Origin of the sequence: Olsenella sp. HMSC062G07 (assembly GCF_001811895.1) — a bacterium.
Lineage (GTDB): Bacteria > Actinomycetota > Coriobacteriia > Coriobacteriales > Atopobiaceae > Olsenella_F > Olsenella_F massiliensis.
The window spans coordinates 15,755-35,003 of record NZ_KV806947.1; the positions used below are offsets into that span (position 1 = coordinate 15,755).

At 67.9% G+C, this 19,249-nt stretch carries 15 protein-coding genes and 1 other RNA gene; 12 read left to right on the top strand and 4 right to left on the bottom strand.

Going from position 1 to position 19,249, the window contains the following annotated elements; all coding sequences use genetic code 11:
* Positions 1-113: 113 nt before the first annotated feature.
* The gene (locus HMPREF2826_RS09235) at positions 114-968 is read right to left on the bottom strand and encodes an N-glycosylase/DNA lyase (RefSeq protein WP_070639083.1); all 855 of its coding nucleotides are present in this window, start codon (positions 966-968) and stop codon (positions 114-116) included.
* A gap of 267 nt (positions 969-1,235) precedes the next feature.
* On the opposite strand from HMPREF2826_RS09235, the gene ffs reads away from it, so the two are divergent.
* Positions 1,236-1,329: signal recognition particle sRNA small type (ffs, locus tag HMPREF2826_RS02980), an RNA gene on the top strand.
* 75 nt (positions 1,330-1,404) lie between these two features.
* Complete coding sequence (locus HMPREF2826_RS02985) at positions 1,405-2,061, top strand: DedA family protein (protein ID WP_070639085.1); 657 nt, start codon at positions 1,405-1,407, stop codon at positions 2,059-2,061.
* A 131-nt stretch (positions 2,062-2,192) separates the two neighbouring features.
* Here the strand turns inward: HMPREF2826_RS02985 and metA are convergent, their stop codons facing one another.
* Positions 2,193-3,164, bottom strand: a complete 972-nt coding sequence (metA, locus tag HMPREF2826_RS02990; protein ID WP_070639087.1) for a homoserine O-succinyltransferase — start codon at positions 3,162-3,164, stop codon at positions 2,193-2,195.
* A 306-nt stretch (positions 3,165-3,470) separates the two neighbouring features.
* Between metA and HMPREF2826_RS02995 the strand changes: the two genes are divergently transcribed.
* The 7 genes from HMPREF2826_RS02995 to HMPREF2826_RS03025 all read left to right on the top strand — a co-directional run bounded on the left by HMPREF2826_RS02995 (position 3,471) and on the right by HMPREF2826_RS03025 (position 13,501).
* Positions 3,471-4,496, top strand: a complete 1,026-nt coding sequence (locus tag HMPREF2826_RS02995) for a helix-turn-helix transcriptional regulator (protein ID WP_070639089.1) — start codon at positions 3,471-3,473, stop codon at positions 4,494-4,496.
* A 239-nt stretch (positions 4,497-4,735) separates the two neighbouring features.
* Complete coding sequence (gene dnaK / locus HMPREF2826_RS03000; RefSeq protein ID WP_070639091.1) at positions 4,736-6,634, top strand: molecular chaperone DnaK; 1,899 nt, start codon at positions 4,736-4,738, stop codon at positions 6,632-6,634.
* Between the two features lie 95 nt (positions 6,635-6,729).
* Positions 6,730-7,539, top strand: a complete 810-nt coding sequence (locus tag HMPREF2826_RS03005) for a nucleotide exchange factor GrpE (RefSeq protein WP_083307213.1) — start codon at positions 6,730-6,732, stop codon at positions 7,537-7,539.
* A gap of 51 nt (positions 7,540-7,590) precedes the next feature.
* Entirely contained in the window at positions 7,591-8,565 is a 975-nt protein-coding gene (locus HMPREF2826_RS03010) for a DnaJ C-terminal domain-containing protein (protein WP_070639095.1), read from the top strand.
* Positions 8,555-9,010: a heat shock protein transcriptional repressor HspR gene (locus HMPREF2826_RS03015; protein WP_246824671.1), complete on the top strand. Its 456-nt coding sequence runs from the start codon at positions 8,555-8,557 to the stop codon at positions 9,008-9,010. The genes HMPREF2826_RS03010 and HMPREF2826_RS03015 overlap by 11 nt, the downstream gene beginning before the upstream one ends.
* Positions 9,011-9,278: 268 nt before the next feature.
* The gene (gene clpB, locus HMPREF2826_RS03020) at positions 9,279-11,942 is read left to right on the top strand and encodes an ATP-dependent chaperone ClpB (protein ID WP_083307214.1); all 2,664 of its coding nucleotides are present in this window, start codon (positions 9,279-9,281) and stop codon (positions 11,940-11,942) included.
* A 236-nt stretch (positions 11,943-12,178) separates the two neighbouring features.
* The gene (locus tag HMPREF2826_RS03025) at positions 12,179-13,501 is read left to right on the top strand and encodes a PASTA domain-containing protein (RefSeq protein ID WP_070639097.1); all 1,323 of its coding nucleotides are present in this window, start codon (positions 12,179-12,181) and stop codon (positions 13,499-13,501) included.
* Positions 13,502-13,881: 380 nt separating this feature from the next.
* On the opposite strand, the gene HMPREF2826_RS03030 is transcribed toward HMPREF2826_RS03025, so the two are convergent.
* The gene (locus tag HMPREF2826_RS03030; protein ID WP_070639099.1) at positions 13,882-14,490 is read right to left on the bottom strand and encodes a hypothetical protein; all 609 of its coding nucleotides are present in this window, start codon (positions 14,488-14,490) and stop codon (positions 13,882-13,884) included.
* Between the two features lie 389 nt (positions 14,491-14,879).
* Between HMPREF2826_RS03030 and HMPREF2826_RS03035 the strand changes: the two genes are divergently transcribed.
* Positions 14,880-15,305, top strand: a complete 426-nt coding sequence (locus HMPREF2826_RS03035) for an Hsp20/alpha crystallin family protein (RefSeq protein ID WP_070639151.1) — start codon at positions 14,880-14,882, stop codon at positions 15,303-15,305.
* Positions 15,306-15,514: 209 nt separating this feature from the next.
* On the opposite strand, the gene HMPREF2826_RS03040 is transcribed toward HMPREF2826_RS03035, so the two are convergent.
* Positions 15,515-16,357 carry an MBL fold metallo-hydrolase gene (locus HMPREF2826_RS03040; RefSeq protein ID WP_070639101.1) on the bottom strand — a complete coding sequence of 281 codons (843 nt, stop codon included), beginning with the start codon at positions 16,355-16,357 and terminating at the stop codon, positions 15,515-15,517.
* A gap of 146 nt (positions 16,358-16,503) precedes the next feature.
* Here HMPREF2826_RS03040 and pepT point away from each other — a divergent pair, with 146 nt between their 5' ends.
* Together pepT and tilS are read left to right on the top strand one after the other, a co-directional pair.
* On the top strand, positions 16,504-17,736 hold the full coding sequence (gene pepT / locus HMPREF2826_RS03045) for a peptidase T (protein WP_070639103.1): 1,233 nt from the start codon (positions 16,504-16,506) through the stop codon (positions 17,734-17,736).
* Complete coding sequence (tilS, locus tag HMPREF2826_RS03050) at positions 17,733-19,247, top strand: tRNA lysidine(34) synthetase TilS (protein ID WP_210388957.1); 1,515 nt, start codon at positions 17,733-17,735, stop codon at positions 19,245-19,247. The genes pepT and tilS overlap by 4 nt, the downstream gene beginning before the upstream one ends.
* The last annotated feature ends 2 nt before the right edge of the window (positions 19,248-19,249 follow it).

A 19,249-nucleotide genomic window follows, 5' to 3' on the forward strand; every position in this document is an offset into this window, starting at 1 on the left:
GCTCCCTTCGTCGGGACGATGGGCCTATGCCCAGGATATCTCACACCCCCGGCGACCTCGAGGTCGTTTCGAGGAGCCGCGGGCACGCTCCCGCCAAGGGCGGTGCGCGACCGTCAGGACGCCCGCGCGCGCATCCACTCGAACACCATCAGCTGCTGCAGGCCGCCCAGCTCGGGATGCCAGACGATGCCGTGGCGCTCCTCGGCCTTTCGAATCCAGGTGTCACGGGGAACGACCTCCTCGTGCCCCAGCCCGTACAGGCAGATGCAGTTGGCCACCTTGGGGCCGATGCCGTCCACCTCGCACAGGGCGCAAAAGTCGGCCTCATAGCCCTCCCTGCGCCCCAGGCGAAGGGAGAGCGCGGGCCAGCGGCGGCAGAGGTCCATGAGGTACGGCAGGCGGTATCCCAGGCCCAGGCCCGCCCCCTTGCCGCGCACGAGCAGGTCGAGGAGGGCCTCGGAGGAGGGGAGGGGCGAGAGCCCCGACCCACAGACGGCCGCGAGCGAGCGCCTGATGCGCGCTATGTTGTTGTTCTGGCTGATCACGAACGAGACGCAGGTCTCCCACGCGTCCTGGCGCAGCACCCGCAGGCCGCCGTACGTGCGCACGACGCGCGGCATGGGGTCGGGCAGGCGGGCCAGCTCCTCGAGGGCGTCCTCGTGGGCCGCGGCGTCATGCGGGCCCAGAACGAGGTAGTCGAGCCAGCGCCGCGCGTCGCCATGCGGCCCCAAGGGCGCCGCTGCGCCTTTGCCCTCGGCGCCTCGGACGACCCGGGCGTCCGGCGCCCCCAGGTCAACGAGGATCCTGTCGCCGTGCTGGAGCAGCGTGGCGCACCCTCCCAGGGCGGGCACGCGCCACGATCCGGCGCCGGGTCCGCCCCCGACCCGCGCGAGCTGCCGCCAGCGAAACGACTGGCCGCTGCGCGCGATGAGGTCAACGTCGTAGGTTCCTGGACAAAGCTCGATCAAGGGGGGCCTCTCTGACCGTCGGGGCGTCGTGGCTCATGGTGTCCGGTCGGCCAAAATGAGCGACCGGCCGCGTGCCTAAGCGTAGCGCACGCGCGCCGCAGGCGTCCCGCGAGGCCCAAGGCAAAGGGCGGGACTGTCGTCGTGCGCGGACGTCGCCTCCCCGCGCCCCGGCTTGCGCCGCGCGCGTCTGGTGGCCGTTTGGTGAGCCGACGTGACGCCCGTGGCGCGCCAAGGCGCGCTTTGCTACAGTGGGTTGGTCAGTGCGCCCGACGGGGGCGGACGACGCCACACCTCGAACCTGGTCAGGGCCGGAAGGCAGCAGCCATAAGGGGCCTCTGGCGGGCGTCCGTTCCCGTCGAGCGCACTGCGTGCATGTGCATACGCGCCGAGGCCGCCGCAGGCGCGGGGGCCACCCTCAGAAGGGGGCCCCAGCCTCATGGGACTCATCAGCTTTTTGGTCAACCTGCTCAAGGACCCGCGCGGCGCCATCGCCGGCGCCATCGCCGCCGGCCCGCTCGCGGCCTATGGTCTCGTCTTCCTCGTCATCTTCGTCGAGACGGGCGTCGTGTTCTTCCCGTTTTTGCCCGGCGACTCGCTGCTCTTTGCCGCCGGCTTCTTCGCGCATGGCGGGGGCTTTCACATAGGGGTCCTGCTCGGCGTGGCCTGGACGGCCGCCATCGTGGGCGACCAGTGCAACTTCATGATCGGCCACTTCTTTGGCACGCGCATCGTCGCGTCCGGCAGGGTCAAGGCCATGACGCCCGAGCGCATGGCAAAGTCCAAGGCCTTCCTGGACAAGTGGGGCCACCTTGCCATCTTCCTGGGCCGGTTCTTCCCCTTCATCCGCACGTTCGTCCCGTTCATCGCGGGCATGGGGGGCATGCACTGGCGCAACTTCGTCATCTTCAACGTGCTGGGCGGCATCACCTGGTCCACGCTCTTCACGCTTTTGGGCTACTTCTTTGGGGGCATCCCCTTCGTGCAGCGGCACTTCGAGTGGCTGATCGTCGGCATCGTGGCCGTCTCGCTCGTCCCCGCCGTGGCGGGGCTCGTTCGAGGCAGGATGCGCGCCGGCGCACGCGAGGCGCGCTAGTCAGGCTCCCTCAAAGCGGCGCGCCTGTGGTGACGCCTTACCGCCGCCGTGTTCCCTGACGCCCCGCGCCCCATCGCGCCCCCAGTCGCCCCAGCGCTCGAACCTGCCGGTCCCGGAAGGGCTCGCCGGCCCTAGACCTCGAACTTATCGACCGTGCCCGCGTTGTCCGCGCGCAGCTTGACGATCTCGTGGGGAATCTGGTCGAGCTCGTAGGGCGTCATCTGGTAGACCCAGTTGAGCCAGTTGCGGTACAGCAGGTTGGCATGGGCGCGCCAGGTGAAGACGGGCTGCCTCTCGGGATTATCGTCGGGAAAGTAGCTCTCGGGCACGCGGATGGGCAGGCCGCGCCTGAAGTCACGCCAGAACTCGTCTGCCAGCGTGTCGCGTCCGTACTCAAAGTGTCCCGTCACGTAGACCTCGTGAAAGTCGCGTGTGGCGATGAGGGCGGGGCCCGACGAGAAGCCCTCGCTGAGCACGTGGAGCTCGGGATGCTTGGCCAGCTCGCTCGTCTCTATGGCGGCGTGGCGCGAGTGCGGCATGTTGTGAACCTCGTCGAATCCGTTGGTGAGGAAGCTGTACTCGTCGCAGAGTCGCTGGGGAAAGACGCCAAAGAGCTTGGCGGGCAGAACCTTCTTGGGAATGTCATACAGGTGGTACAGGCCGGCCAGCGCCCCCCAGCACAGGTACATCGTGCTGAGGACGCGCCCCTGCGACCAGTCGATGATGTCGCAGAGCTCGTCCCAGTAGTCCACGTCCTCAAAGGCGAGCTGCTCCACGGGGGCGCCCGTGATGACCATGCCGTCGTAGTTCCTGTCGCGGAAGGCGTCAAAGTCGTCGTAGAACTTGACCAGGTGGTCCTTGGACACGTGCGTGCTCTCGTGCGAGGACACCCGCATGAAGTCGCAGTCGATCTGCAGGGGCGACTTTGAGATGAGGCGCAGGATCTGGGTCTCGGTCTCGATCTTCGTGGGCATCAGGTTGAGGATGACCACGCGCAGCGGACGGATCTGCTGGCTGCTCGCCGCCTCCTCCTCGAGGGCAAAGATGCGCTCCTGGCTCAGGGTCTTCTTGGCGGGCAGGCCGTCGGGGATGTTGATGGGCATGTGCGCTCCGTCTCGTGTGCGGGTGCCGGCGATGGCGACGGGCCCTTTGGTCCGGGCCGCGCCCTTGTAGGATAGCTCTCCGCGCGGCCTTGGGGCACCTCGAGCGCCGTCCCGGCGACGCCGGCGTCAAGGGCGCCCGGGCGACGCACGTGCGTCATGCCGTCTACCTGCAAAGGCAACCGCAGGTTGCCCGGGTGTCTCTGCATATTGCAGCCACAGGTTGGTGGAGGGTGCCCATGAGCTACCCTATCGTCGTGGGTGTCGGATGGCAGAAGAGTCAGGGTTCCTCAACAGAAAGGCAGACCCATGAGCTTTCGAGACAACCTCCAGCACCTGCGCGCAACGCGTAACATGACCCAGGAGCAGCTTGCCATGCTCGTTGGGGTGAGCCGCCAGTCCGTCACCAAGTGGGAGGCCGAGCGGGCCTATCCCGAGATGGACAAGCTTCTCAAGCTGTGCGACATCTTTGGCTGCACGATGGACGAGCTCGTGCAGGGAGACCTCACGGGGCGCGAGGCGGAGCCGTCGATGGTCATGCCCGAGGGCCCCGCCCAGGACGTCTTCGGCTACGACGAGCTCATGCGCTCGCACGCCTGGCGCCTTGCGTCGGGGGTGACTCTGATCATCGCGGGGGTGGCCTTCTCGGCCCTGTTGGGCGAGACCAACGGCACGGGCGTCGTGCTCGCTCTCGAGGGGGCGCGCGGCGAGGCGCTTGCGGGCGTCCCGGCCCTGCTGGGGGTGGCCGCAGGGTGCGCCCTCATCATCCCCGCGTCCATCACGCGCTCGGCCTTCGTCAAGGCCCATCCCTACCTCGACGACTTCTACGCAACGGAGGACCGCGCGGCGGCCAGCGCGCTGTTGGGCAAGGGCGTCGCCGCCGGCGTCTCGCTCATGATCCTGGGCTGCGTGGCCGCCTCCGCGCTGGGGGACCTGCCCGTCGCGGGGTTTTCGCTCCTGATGCCCACCGCGATCGGCGTGGGCCTGATCGTGTGGGTCGCGTCGCTGAGCGGGCGCGTCGACATCGCCTCCTATAACAAGGAGGTCCTGCATGACCTGCCCGACGATGAGATCGTGGCGACGCTCGGGCAAGAGCGGGGCCAAAGGGCCATCGTCACCAAGCGCCGCAGCAGGCGACTGGGCGCCCGCTGCGGCATCATCATGCTCGTCGCCACCATCGTGGGGCTGCTCCTGCTCTTCTCGGCTGAGGTCGGTGGCCCGTGGGCGTCGGCGGTCAAGCCCATCTTCTGGGTGCCCTGGCCCGTCGGGGGCATCGCCTGCGGCATCGTCTCCCTGTGGGAGCTTGCCTTTTCGCGCGAGGCGCGCGAGGGGTAGGCGCCACGTCAACAACCAGTCGACGCCATGGTCGTCCGTGACCGGAAGATCGTCGGGCGCCCGTGCGGCCATGTGCCGCGCGGGCATCCCTTATATTGAATGAGGCAATAAATCTCATGTAAAGAGACTTAGATAATGTATAGAATGATACTGCATGGGAACAAGAGAACCGTAAAGAGCGTTCATAGTGCCCCTCAGGCGTGGACATCGCCCGGCAGGCAGAGGAAAGGAACCGCATCATGAGTAAGATTCTCGGCATCGACCTGGGCACCACCAACTCCGCCATGGCGGTCCTGGAAGGCGGCGAGCCCACGATCATCGTCAACGCCGAGGGGGATCGCACCACCCCCTCCGTCGTCGGCTTCCGCACCGACGGCGACCGCATCGTGGGCAAGGCCGCCAAGAACCAGGCCGTCACCAACCCCAAGAACACCGTGTTCTCCATCAAGCGCTTCATGGGCCGTCGCTACGACGAGGTCAGCTCCGAGCTCAAGACCGTGCCCTACACGGTCAAGTCCGGCACCGGCAACCGCGCCGTTGTCGAGATCGAGGGCGAGGACTTCACGCCCGAGCAGGTCAGCGCCATGATCCTGGCAAAGATGAAGGCGGACGCCGAGAAGTACCTTGGCGAGACGGTCACCGACGCCGTCATCACCGTCCCCGCCTACTTCAACGACGCCCAGCGCCAGGCCACCAAGGACGCCGGCAAGATCGCCGGTCTCAACGTCCAGCGCATCGTCAACGAGCCCACGGCGGCGGCCCTCGCCTATGGTCTCGACAAGCAGAACCAGGAGCAGAAGGTCCTCGTCTTCGACCTGGGCGGCGGCACCTTCGACGTCTCGATCCTCGACCTCGCCGACGGCGTCGTCGAGGTGCTGGCCACTAACGGCGACAACCACCTGGGCGGCGACGACTGGGACCAGAAGGTCATCGACTGGATGGCCGACAAGTTCCAGGCCGAGAACGGCATCGACCTGCGCAAGGACCCCATGGCCCTGCAGCGCCTCAAGGAGGCCGCCGAGAACGCCAAGAAGGAGCTCTCCAGCGCCCAGCAGGCCGACATCAACCTGCCCTTCATCGCCATGGACGCCAACGGGCCCAAGAACCTCATGTACAGCCTGTCCCGCGCCGAGTTCGAACGCATCACGCGCGACCTGCTCGAGCGCTGCAAGGGCCCCGTCACCAACGCCCTGCGCGACGCGAGCCTCCAGCTCTCCCAGATCAACGAGGTCATCCTCGTCGGCGGCTCCAGCCGCATGCCGGCCGTCCAGGAGCTCGTCAAGCAGATGACGGGCAAGCAGCCCAACATGTCGGTCAACCCTGACGAGGTCGTCGCCGACGGCGCCGCCGTCCAGGGCGGCGTCCTCACGGGCGACGTCTCGGGCATCCTGCTTCTGGACGTCACGCCGCTCTCGCTCGGCGTCGAGACCATGGGCGGCGTCATGACCAAGATGATCGACCGCAACACCACGATCCCCACGAGCAAGACGGAGGTGTACTCCACCGCTGCCGACAACCAGACCTCCGTCGAGATCAACGTCCTGCAGGGCGAGCGCGAGATGGCGCGCGACAACAAGAGCCTGGGCAAGTTCAACCTCACCGGCATCCCCGCCGCCCGCCGCGGCGTGCCGCAGATCGAGGTCACCTTCGACATCGACGCCAACGGCATCGTCAAGGTCACGGCCAAGGACAAGGGCACGGGCAAGCAGCAGCAGATCACGATCTCGGGGTCCACGGCACTCTCGGACGACGAGGTCGATCGCATGGTCAAGGACGCCGAGTCCCACGCCGAGGAGGACAAGCGTCACAAGGACGAGATCGAGGTCCGCAACCAGACCGACTCCCTGTGCTATTCCACCGAGCAGACGCTCAAGGACCTGGGCGACAAGGCGCCCGCCGACGTCAAGTCCGAGGTGGAGGCTGCTGTGGAGCAGGCCAAGAAGGCCCTTGACGGCACCGACATCGAGGCCATCAAGGCCGCGGGAGAGAAGCTCCAGGAGGCCGGCCACAAGCTCGCCGAGATCGTCTATTCCGACACCAACGCCCAGGCGGGCGCCGCCGGCGCCCAGCCCACGGGCAACCCCGACGAGGTCGTTGACGCCGACTACGAGGTCGTGGACGACGACGCCAAGAACTAGCCGCGACGCGCGTGGCTGCCAGACGACATTCCAGACGCCAGGGCGCCCGGGCCAAGGCCCGGGCAGCCCGGCATGAAGGTCCCGAGGAGGGTGACGTGAAGGTGCCTATCAGCGAGGTGGACGACAGCAGGGACGCCGCTTTCGCATCCGGTCCCGACGCAGCGCCGGCACGGGCGGCGGACGTCCGTGGCGATGACGTGTCGGCCCAGGTGCCCGCCGCCGACGACGCGGACGAGCGAGCGCGCGTCGAGGCCGCCATACGTGCCGGCGAGCAGGCTGCCGAGGAGGAGCTCAAGGTCGATGCCGACCGCATCGCCCAGGAGCGCGACGAGCTGCGACAGAGGCTCGCGCAGGCCGACGACGAGGCGGCGGCGGCACGCAGGCGGGCCGACGATGCCGCCGAGCGTCTGGTTCGCCTCCAGGCGGACTGGGACAACTTCCGGCGTCGCACGGCCCAGGAGCGCCTTGCCGAGAAGAGCCGCGCCGCCGAGAAGCTGGTCCTGAGCCTGCTGCCCGTTCTGGACGACATGGAGCGCGCCTGCGAGCACGCCGAGCAGAACCACGCGGACGACGCCGCGGTCCTGCAGTTCGTCGAGGGCGTCGAGGCCATCCATGACAAGATGTACGCCGCGCTCAACAAGGAGGGCGTCGAGGTCATCGACCCCGTGGGCGAACCCTTTGACCCGACGATGCATCAGGCCATCGGGCGCGAGGAGGACGCGAGCGTCTTTGACGACACCGTCTCGCGCGTCTTCCGGCGCGGCTATCGCATGGGTGGCAAGGTCATCCGCAGCGCTATGGTCACCGTCAGCTTTGGCGGGGGCGTACGGCCCGTGGATGACGCGCGCGAGGGCGACGCCGGCGTCGCCGGCGGCGAAGGGAAGGCTGCGGGCGAGACGACCTAGGCCTCTGCCGCGGTTGCGCACGAAATCACAGCGAAAGGAGGCGTTCGCCTCATGGCAGGGACAAGAAGCTACTATGACGTGCTCGGCGTGAAGCGTGACGCCACTGCCGACGAGATCAAGCGCTCGTTTCGCAAGCTTGCCGCCAAGTATCACCCTGACGCGGGCGGCGACGAGACAAAGTTCAAGGAGCTCAGCGAGGCCTACACCACGCTCTCGGACCCCGAGAAGCGCAAGGAGTACGACCAACTGCTCATGTTTGGCGGCATCCCCGGCCCCGACTTCGGCGGCTCCGGCGGGCGTGGCGCGCGGGGCTACACCTACACCACCACCGCCGGCGGGGCCGACTGGTCCGAGATCTTTGACAACATCCGCAATGGCGACGGCGCCTTTGGCGGCTTTGACTTCTCGTCCATCTTTGGTGGGCAGGCAGGCGGCGCCGGGAGGGCCGGTCGTCCCGTCAAGGGCTCGGACCTCTCCATGACCATCGAGGTGAGCGCCGACGAGGCGTTCAAGGGCACGATGCGCAAGGTGAGCTACACCATCCCCTCGACGGGGGAGCGCCAGTCCATCAACGTCAAGGTGCCTGCCGGCGCCGTGGACGGGGGCAAGCTCCGCTATCGGGGGCGCGGCGAGTACGGCGCGAGCGGTGGCGCGCGGGGCGACCTCGTGGTCCTCACGCGTGTCGCCGAGCATCCCATCTTCAAGCGCGACGGCGCCGACGTGAGGATGGAGCTGCCCGTCAGCGTGTACGAGGCGGCCCTGGGGGCCAGCGTCAAGGTGCCTACGCCCGAGGGGATGGAAGTGCTTCTCAAGGTGCCGGCAGGCACCCAAGACGGCAAGACCTTCCGCTTTCGCGGCATGGGCGCCGCGGACGTCAAGCACAAGGGAAGCAAGGGTGCGCTGTACGTGACCGTCAAGGTTCGGGTCCCCACACGGCTCTCGTCCAAGGAGCGCGAGGCGCTTGAGGCGCTGCGGGCGGCCGACGAGCGGGCCTACAGGAAGGACGTGGAGAGCTATGGCTTGTAGGGACGAGGCGGAGCAGCCCATGGGCGGGCGCGCCGACAGGGACAAGCCCCTCTACATGATCAGCGTCGCTGCCGAGCTCACGGGCATGCACCCCCAGACCCTGCGGGTGTACGAGCAGAAGGGCCTCGTGAACCCGGGTCGGTCGCGCGGCAACACGCGCCTCTACTCCCATCACGACATAGAGCGGCTCAACCTCATCAGCAAGCTCACGGACGAGGGCATCAACCTTGCCGGCGTCGTGCGCATCCTGGACATGCGCGAGCGGGCCGAGGAGCGCAATCGTCAGATCGACGAGCTGCGCGCTCGCGTGCGGGAGCTTGAGGACGACATCCACGAGCTGCGCACGCGCGAGCGGATCACGGCCCTGGCCCGCTACGACGGCTCGGACCCCGAGCAGGTCATGCGCGGGCTGCTCATGCAGGGCAAGGGCGACGAGGTCCGCTAGCCGCCGGCAGCGTCGGCGTCGGTGGCCCGTGCCCTGATGGCGCCCGGCCCCTGCCCCATGCCAGTGCCCGGCGTCTCCGTCGCGCCCCATGCGTCAGCGCCGCTGTTTTCTTGTATGGGACAAGTCATATTATCTACTATAAACACACTTAGATTTTGAATATCCTCCTTCGATCTGGGAAAACTAAGTTCTGAAAGGGACAGTGGGGCCTGGACCACGACATGCGTCAAGGACGCGCTTCCAGGCAGCTACGGGAGGTTGAGGACTTATGAGGTTTGACAAGTGGGCGGTCACGGCCCAAGAGGCGCTGCAGGCGTCGCTCAGCGTCGCGGCGGACGCCGAGGCAGGGCAGGTAAAGCCCATACACCTGCTCAAGGCGCTGCTGTCGTCGGGCGAGCGGAACCTGCGCGCCGTGATCGAACGCGCGGGGGCGGACCCCGCCCAGGTCGAGGCACAAGCGGACGACGTCATCGCCAAGGCGCCGCGCGTCACGGGCGACATGAGCCAGATGAGCATCTCGCAGGAGCTGGCCGCCGTGGGAGACGAGGCGGAGCGCCTGGCGAGCAAGCTCGGCGACAGCTACGTCACGAGCGAGCACCTGCTGTGCGCCCTCGCCGACGAGCGGGGCGAGGCGGGCGCGGCGCTCAAGGCCGCCGGCGTCACCGGCAAGCGCGTCCAGGGGGCGTTCAGCGACCTCAGGGGTGACGAGCGCGTCACCGCGCAGGATACCAAGACGCAGTTCGAGGCCCTGGAGCAGTACGGCAGAAACGTCACGGACCTCGCTCGGCAGGGCAAGCTCGACCCGGTCATCGGGCGCGTGGAGGAGATCCGCCGCACCATCCAGGTCCTCAGCCGCCGCACCAAGAACAACCCCGTGCTCATCGGCGAGCCGGGCGTGGGCAAGACCGCCATCGTCGAAGGCCTCGCGGAGCGCATCGTCGCGGGCGACGTGCCCTCGACCATCAAGGACAAGGACCTCGTGGAGCTCGACATGTCGGCGCTCGTCGCGGGCGCCAAGTATCGAGGCGAGTTTGAGGACCGCCTCAAGTCGGTCCTCAAGGAGGTCGAGAAGGCCAACGGTCGCATCATCCTCTTCATCGACGAGCTGCACACCATCGTGGGCGCCGGCGCCACGGAGGGGTCCATGGACGCGGGCAACATCCTCAAGCCGGCCCTAGCTCGCGGCGAGCTGCATGCCATCGGCGCCACCACCCTTGACGAGTACCGCAAGTACATCGAGAAGGACCAGGCCCTGGCCCGCCGCTTCCAGACCGTCCTGGTGAGCGAGCCCACGGTGGAGGATACCGTATCCATCCTGCGCGGCCTCAAGGAGCGTTACGAGCAGCATCATCGCGTGCGCATCACGGACGCAGCGCTGGTGAGCGCCGCGGACCTCTCCAACCGCTACATCAGCGAGCGCTTCTTGCCCGACAAGGCCATCGACCTCGTGGACGAGGCCGCCTCGCGCCTGCGCATGGAGCTTGACTCCATGCCCGCCGAGATTGACGCCGTGGACCGTCAGCTCACCCAGATGCAGATCGAGGAGCAGGCCCTCCTCAAGGAGGAGGACGCCGCCTCTCGCGAGCGGCTTGACGACCTGCGCAAGGACATCGCCGTCACGCGCGAGCAGCTCGACGGCATGAAGGCGAGCTGGCAGAACGAGAAGCAGGCCGTCGATCGCGTCCAGGACCTCAAGGGGCAGATCGAGGGGGCCAAGGGCGAGGTCGACCGCGCCATACGCGACGGCAACCTGGCTCGTGCCTCCGAGCTGCGCTATGCCACGATTCCCGCGCTGCAGCGCCAGTACGACGAGGCGGAGCGTGTCCTGGCAGCCAAGCACGACGAGGGGGCCATCCTCAAGGAGGAGGTCACCTCCGAGGAGATCGCCGAGGTCGTCTCGGCCTGGACGGGCGTGCCCGTGTCAAAGATGATGCAGGGCGAGATGGAGAAGCTCAAGAGCCTCGAGGAGCATCTGCACAGGCGCGTCATCGGCCAGAACGAGGCCGTCGCCGCCGTGGCGGCCGCGGTGCGGCGCAGCCGCGCGGGGCTGTCGGACCCCAATCGCCCCATCGGCAGCTTCTTCTTCCTGGGACCCACGGGCGTCGGCAAGACCGAGCTCGCCAAGGCTCTCGCGGAGTGCCTGTTTGACGACGAGAAGGCGCTCGTGCGCATTGACATGTCCGAGTACATGGAGAAGTTCTCCGTGCAGCGCCTCATCGGCGCGCCTCCCGGATACGTCGGCTACGACGAAGGCGGCCAGCTCACCGAGGCCGTGCGTCGCAGGCCGTACTCCGTCATCCTCCTGGACGAGATGGAGAAGGCGCATCCCGACGTCTTCAACGTGCTGTTGCAGGTGCTGGACGACGGGCGCCTCACGGACGGCCAGGGGAGGGTCGTGAGCTTCAAGAACACGATCATCATCATGACCAGCAACGTGGGCTCCCAGTTCATCGCCGGCGTAAACGCCGCGAGCGACCCGGACCAGGTGCAGCGTCAGGTCAATGACGCGCTGCGTCAGACCTTCAAGCCCGAGTTCCTCAACCGCATCGACGACGTCGTCGTGTTTCACGCGCTGGGCCTCGAGGACATCGAGCGCATCGTTGACATACAGCTCAAGGACGTGCGCAGCCGCCTTGCCAAGGAGCGCATCACGCTCGAGTTGTCCGACCTGGCCGCCCAGTCCCTGGCCTTTGACGGTCTTGACCCGGTGTACGGGGCGCGTCCGCTCAAGCGCCTCATCCAGCGCCAGGTGGTGGACAACGTGGCCGGGCTCATCATCGACGGCAAGCTCCACGAGGGGGACACCGTCCGGGTTGACGTGGGCACGGGCGGGCTGGTGGCCACGCGGGTGGACGTCGAGGGAGGCGCCGCTGGCGCCGCTACCGACGACGACCTCGATGACCAGCCCGTCGAGGCGGACAGCATCGAATAGGACCTTTCCCTCCGGGGCGGGCGCGCCCGAACCAGAAGGTCGCCTGCAGAAGTCGGGCGGTCGGGGCATCGGTCCCGGCCGCCCGTCACGCTCGCCGTCGCGCGCTCGCCGCCGGCCGTCCGGTCATGTCATGCTACGCTGTGAGCGACCGCGTCCCGCGTTCTCGGGACGCGTGCAGGCGACGACGCAACGTGCGGGCGACGGCCCGGCTCGGCGGTTGGGTAAGGGAGGTTCCAGTGCCACGAGAGCGGTCAGGGCCTCCCGGTCGCAGGGGGGTCACGGAGCGGTGGGGCACGGCCCGCACGGTCCTTGCCGTCCTGCTCGCGAGCACCTTTCTCTGCGGCGCCGTCGTCCTGGCAACCTACGGGCTCGAGCTCTGGGGCGGCAGGACCGTTCCCGACGTGGCGTTCAAAAACCACGACGCCGCCGTGGCGGCGCTTGCGGCAAAGGGCTTCGCGGTGCGCGAGGAGGACGTGCCGGTGGATGACGGCGTAGGAAAGGCCGTCGGCACCGACCCATCGGCCGGCACTCGCCTCGCCGCGGGCAGCGAGGTCCTTCTGCGCGTGGGTGTCGCCCGCATCATGCCCGACGTCCAGGGGGTGCCGCAGGACGAGGCGCGCCGTGCGCTTTGCGACCTGGGGGCGCAGGACGTTCGCCTGAGCTACCGGGCTTCGGACGCGCCTCCCGGAACCGTCATCTCGACGGAGCCCGCGGCGGGCGCAAGCTTCAGGTCCACCGACGCCGTCACTCTGACGGTGGCGCAGGCGCTCACCGTTCCGTACGTCGTCGGCAAGACCGAGCGGGAGGCCCGCTTGCAGCTTGAGTCCGTCGGCCTGTCGCCGCAGGTTCGCTATGTCACGTCGGCCGACAAGGATCAGGGGACCGTCCTGTCCTGCGACCCCGCCCCCGGCTCCGCGCTCGCCGCGGGCACGACCGTCGCGCTGGTCGTCTCGGCTCACTCGCCCACCGACTACCACCACCTGACGGAGTACTTTGCGTATAACCCGCGCATCCTGTCGGGATATCTCTCTGACCAGGGCTTTTCGCTCAAGAGCAACTACGTTGCCGGCGACGGGACGCTCCAGGCGCTCTTTGAGTCCGACGGCAAGGGCACGCTCGTGCTGGGCAGCCGTCCCTACTCGCACACCTTTGCCGTGGGACGAGGCAAGGCCGCCGGCGACCTGCTGAGTCAGGGAACGCCGTTTGACGGAATCCGCCTTGACCTGCCCTCCTCTGAGCTGCCCAAGGGCGCGTCCGACCTCTCTGAGGCGGCCGTCTCGGCCGTCATGGACCTTTGCGGCCTCACGGGACGCCTTCAGACCGTCAACCAGGACACGGTCGCGAGGCCCGAGGGCCCTCAGGCGGAGCCCGCGTCGTTTGTCTGCGCCTATGGCACAATGGGCGACACGTGCTGGACGGTGCTCATCGCAAACGAGCAGGGAGGAACGCGCGCCACGGTGACGGCGGCTCGCACGTCGCTCTACGAGGGCGTCAACCTGAGGCCGTTTGGTGGCAGCGTCTGCTCCTTCGTCGCCTACAGTGACGCGTGCGCCACCTGAGTCACATGAGGAGCCACGATGGAGGGGGTGCGCCCATGGGACTGACAGGAAGCGCTCCGGGCGCAGACTCCCGGGACCGTCGCGCCGTCGCGACGGAAAAGGTCGTCAGGCGCGATGCGCCGGCACCTCGTGGGCCAACGGGGCCGGGGCATGACGGCGGGGCGCGTCCCAAGGAGGACGGTTCCCCGTTCCTGCGCCCGGAGGGGGAGGACGATGACGGCTACGATCCCTTCTCGGACCGCCCGCCGCGTGAGGAGCCTCTGTTTGAGCGAGATCCCTGGGCGTGAAAAATGCGCTGGCGCCGCCGGGCATTGCGAAGGACGCCCGGCCGCCGCGTCGCGCTAGCCCCGCGCGTCAGGAGGGGTCCGCAGGCAGATTGCCTACATGATCGAGCGCACGAGCGCCCCGATGACGAGGGCGGCGAGCGCCAGAAACACGATGAGGGCGACAAACGACTTGATCGACTTGCGCCGACGCGCCTGCTCCTGCGAGACGAAGATGGAGCGCCTGCCCTTGGGTATCTCAAGATACTGGCCATAGCGGCTGCCCCTGACCTGGCCCATGCCGCTACGCGTCCTGCGGTAGGCGCCGCCCGTGAAGGCGCCGGCGCGCATGCCGCCGCGAACGGCCACGTTGGAATCGTGCGCGTACTGGCCTGCCGAGGCGCCATCCTCGGCAAGGTCGTCGATGGCATCCTGCGTCAGGCGCGCCGCGCGCTGGCGCACGAAGCCGGGCTGGACCCTGGACGGTCTGCCCACGCGGTCGTGGGAAGGCCGCGCGTCGCGCGGGGACGCACCCTGGCGCGCCGCGTCATCAAGGTGCGGTTCGGCAGCGTCCCCCGCGTCAGCGACGTGGCCGAAAGCCTCCGCCCGCGCGTCGGTCTTGGAGGCGGGCCTCACGGGGGAATGACGGCACCTGGGCTGGTCTGGCGCGCATGACGCCCCGGCACCCGTCTTGGGGTCGATGTCGTCGTACCTGTCCTCGTCCATGAGCACCTCCGGAGTCGCGGCGGGCCTCCCCCCGCCGCGCGCCACGCCTGGGTCGCGGGCGCACCTAGCAGGCGCGCCTGTCATCTGCACCTATCATAGAGCAGTCGCGTCGGGCGACATAGCCCCGGATGCCGGCGAGCCCATGAGAATCACGGACAAGCCATCGTCCTTGCGCGTCCCGCCCCGTGGCCCTGTGCGCATCTTCAGGAAGCGTCACGGTTCGTCTCGTCCCACGCAATATCTTATATACAGTGACTTAGATTTCATGAGTAACTAATAGTGATAAAACCTTTGCACCAACGTATAAATTTATCGTATGGGGGAACAATAGACATGTGCGACAAGGCGTTCGTCTAAAGAACGCCGCATAGGCAGAAAGGATGGTCATCATGTCTGGATTGATTCCGTACGATCGCTACGACAGGGCTTTGCGCAGGGCGTTCGATCCGTTTGACTCGTTCTTCTCGACGCCGCTCGCAGCGCTTTCGACCGACGACAGCTTCAAGATGAACGTCGAGGACGCGGGCGACGCCTACGTTGTGAGCGCCGAGCTGCCGGGCGTCAAGCGCGAGGAGATTGACGTCGAGCTCAACGAGGGTCGCCTGTCGATCTCGGTCGAAAAGAAGGAGACCGAGGAGGAAAAGGGCAAGAACTACCTGCACAAGGAGACGACGGAGTGGCGCGCCAGCAGGGGCGTGTACCTCAAGGACGCCGCGACGACCGGCCTGACGGCCAAGTTTGAGAACGGCGTGCTGAACGTCAACATTCCCAAGCAGGAGGAGAAGGCCAACGTCACCAAGGTCACCATCGACTAGCCGGGTCACTGCCGGCTGCCGTGCGACCTTACCGGACGGCGAGCGACAACATGCGCCCAAGGCGCCCGACCGCACTGATGCGGCCGGGCGCCTTGCCGTGTCAAGACGTCGCTTTGTGCCTCGCCTGCCGAACCGCCGTCCCCGCCGCTCTGGCGTCGCGTCAGGCGGCGGCGCCAGCCGTGTGTGCCGATGGCGTGCAGCGACGCTCCCTACCACACCACCAGCGGCTCGTCCTGGCCGGCAACGCAGATGGTGAGGCTTCCATCCCGGCCGCGTGCCTCGGCCAGGGAGCCTGCCGAGACCTCCTGCGGACCAAGCGGCTGCGCCCCCAGCGCCTCGGAAAGCTCGCGAATGCAGGCGCCGGGCGTGTTGTTCTTCTGGGACAGGTGAAGCGCCACGACCGTCTCGGTGCCCTCGCCGACGAGCTGGGGAAGGGCAGCCGCGCACTGCGCGTTGGAAAGGTGGCCCGTCTCGCCTCCCACCCGGCTCTTGAGGAAGGAGGGATACGGTCCGTGCGCCAGCATCGACGTGTCATGGTTGGCCTCGATGCCCAGGATGCGACAACCGCGCAGGGCGCCGAGCGCCTCCGCCGTCAAAAAGCCGGTGTCCGTGCACCAGCCCAGGGCGTCTTGGGGCTCGTCCCCCTCGTTTGCCACCGAGAGCCTCAGGCCAACGGGGTCGGACACGTCGTGGGAGGTGGGAAAGAGCTCCACGCGCATGCCGCAGACCTCAAAGGCCTCGTCATGCCTCACCAGTGAGAAGGGCACGTCAAGCAGGCGTCGGCTCGCCGCCGCGGTGCCGGCGGTGGTGATGAGCTCGCAGGACAGGTTGCGGCGGACCACGCCCAGGCCCGAACAGTGGTCGCCGTGCTCGTGGGTGAGGATGGCTGCCGTCACCTTGCGCAGCTCGACGCCCGCGCTCTCGGCGCGCCGCGTGAGCTCGCGCCACGACAGCCCGCAGTCGATGAGCAGCGACCCCCGCGGCCCCTCGACGACGGCGGCGTTGCCCTTGGACCCGCTGGCAAGGACGCTGAGATGAAGCGTGGGCGTCACGGTGTTCCCCTCGTCTTGCGCGGGACGTGCGTCCCAGCGCAAATCTGATAACTGGTCTACTCTAGACCACGGACAAAAACCGCGCGCAGGCGCGCGCCTGCCCTGCGCCTCGTCGTCGCGGGACGCCTTCACGAAGGGAAGTTAACATGAGAGCCTATGAGCGTCTTCTGAGGTATGCGGTCGTGCGCACGCCGAGCGACGCGGACAGGGACACGACTCCCACCACCGCCTGCCAGTTTGATCTTGCCAAGCTCCTGGTCGAGGAGCTCGGCGAGCTGGGGGTGCGGGACGTGACGCTGAGCGACGAGTGCTTCGTGTACGCCAAGATCCCCGCCACGCCCGGTCTTGAGGACAGTCCCAAGCTGGGGCTCATCGCGCACATGGACACGGTGTCGCAGTTCTGCGACCACGACATCGTGCCCGTGCTGCACGAGGGTTATGATGGCGGCGACCTCGTTTTAGGCGCTAGCGGCCGCACCCTGACCGTCAAGGATTTTCCCCACCTGCCCACGCTGGCGGGGCGCACCCTCATCACCACGGATGGCACCACGATTCTGGGCGCGGACGACAAGGCGGGCATCGCCGAGATCATGACCGTGCTCGAGACCCTGCGCGACGAGGGGGTCACCCACGGCCCGCTGCGCGTGGCCTTCACGCCGGACGAGGAGACGGGCACGGGTGCCTCCCACTTTGACCTCGCCGCCTTTGACGCCGACGTGGCCTACACGCTCGACGGCGACGTCGAGGGCCAGATTCAGTACCAGAACTTCAACGCCTGTCGTGCAGAGTTCGTGGTCACGGGCGTGAGCGTGCACCCCGGCGCCGCCAAGGACGTCATGGTCAATGCCGCGATCCTCGCCTGCCACATCAACGCGAGCCTCCCCGCGTTCGAGACGCCGCGCCACACGAGCGGCTACGAGGGCTTCTATCACCTGCTGTCCATCGAGGGCGACGAGGCGACGGCCAAGGTCGAGTACATCGTGCGCGACCACGACGCGGCCTCCTTCGCAGCTCGCAAGGCGACGCTGCGACACGTCGCGGACGTCATGAACGAGCGCTGGGGAGAGGGCACCGTACGCCTTGACATCGATGACGAGTATCAGAACATGGAGTCGGTCATCGCCGAGCGCATGTACATGATCGACGTCGCCAAGGAGGCAGCAGAGCGGGCGGGCGTCAGACCGGACGTCTCGCCCATTCGTGGCGGCACCGACGGCAGCCAGCTGTCGTTCCGGGGGCTGCCCTGTCCCAACCTGGGTACGGGCGGACACGGCTTTCACGGCCCCTACGAGCACATCACCGTGGAGGGCATGGACCTGGCCGCCAAGATGGCCCTTGAGCTCGTCAAGCTCTATGGCACGAGGGGCAGTCGCCCATGACCAGCGTCATGCGCAGGTTCGCCTCGGGCGAGCGCCGCTTTGACCGGCCCTCCCCCAAAGGCGACGAGGAGACCCGCGCCCCTGTGGTGCTCATGGTCTCGGGAGGCGCCGACTCGACGGCGCTACTGCTGTTGGCCGTCGGCTCAAGCCTGGACATTGACGACGGCAGGGGGTGCGTGCGCGTCGCTCGCGAACGCCTGCACGTGCTTCACGTGAATCATGGCCTGCGCGGCGCCGACGCCGACGAGGACGAGGCGTTCGTCCGGAGGCTTGCGGCATCCTGCGGTATTCCCTGCACGGTGCGGCGCGCGGACGTCAGCTCCCTGGCCCGGAGCGCCTCATACGCCGGGTCCAACGTGGAGAACGTCGGGAGGAAGCTGCGCTATGCCGCCGCCAACGAGCTTGCCAACGAGCTTTCCGCGACGTTTGGCACGCCCCGGTCGGCGGCGCGAATCCTGACCGCCCACACGGCCGACGACAGGGCGGAGACCTTCCTCATGAATGCGGTGAGGGGGGCGGGGGCGGCGGGCCTCTCGTCCATCCCCCGACGTCGCAACCGCGTCGTCCGCCCCCTGCTCGATCGCACGCATCAGGAGCTCTGCGACTTTCTGCGCATGCGCGGCGCCACCTGGCGCGAGGACGCCAGCAATGCCGACACGCGCTACCTGCGCTCGTTCGTGAGGCACCGCCTGCTCCCTTTGATGCGCGAGCGCAACCCACGCGTGGTGTCGAGCCTCTCAACCACCTGCGACATCCTCTCGGAGGAGGATGCCTATCTGTCCGGCGTGGCGGCCCGCGCCCTGCGGAGCCTGACGAGAAGGGACGAGGGCGGCGTCGTCGCCCTGGACGCCCGCAAGCTTGCCGCCCTGGACCTGGCCGTGGCGCGACGCGCGGTGCGCGCGGCCATGCTGCGGGCCTCCTGTGACGCGCGACTCGAGGCGCGTCACGTTGACGCGGTGCTGTCCCTTGTCGCCGCAGGTCATGGCTCGCTCTCAACGCCCATGGGCTGCGACGCGCGCGTCGAGTACGGGATGCTGTTCCTGAGGGCCCCGGGAGCCTCGCGGCAGGGCGAGCCCCTGTGGCTGAGGGTGCCGGGCGCGCGGACGCTCGCCGACGGCAGGGTCCTGAGGGCGCGTTTGCTCCCGCTTACGGACGCGCGCGACCCCGTCGCGGTCGCACGGGCGCACGGGATGGAATGGCAAGGCATGTCGGTGCTGCTCGACGCCGACGCCTGCGGTCTCAGCCAGCGTCAGGACTCGCGCCTGTGGGTGGACGCCGCGGCGCCCGGGGACGTCCTCTGCCCGCTGGGCATGCACGGTCAGTCAAAGAAGCTCTCGGACCTGCTCAACGAGGCGCACATACCTGCGGCGGACCGCGCCGGCGTGCCCATCGTGCGCGTCGCGCCCAACAGGGAGATAGTGTGGGTGGCGGGCATTCGCGCCGACGAGCGCTTCCGCTGCACGTCAGACACAAAACTGCTGCTAGTATTAAGCATTGTCCGGCAAGGGTAGGT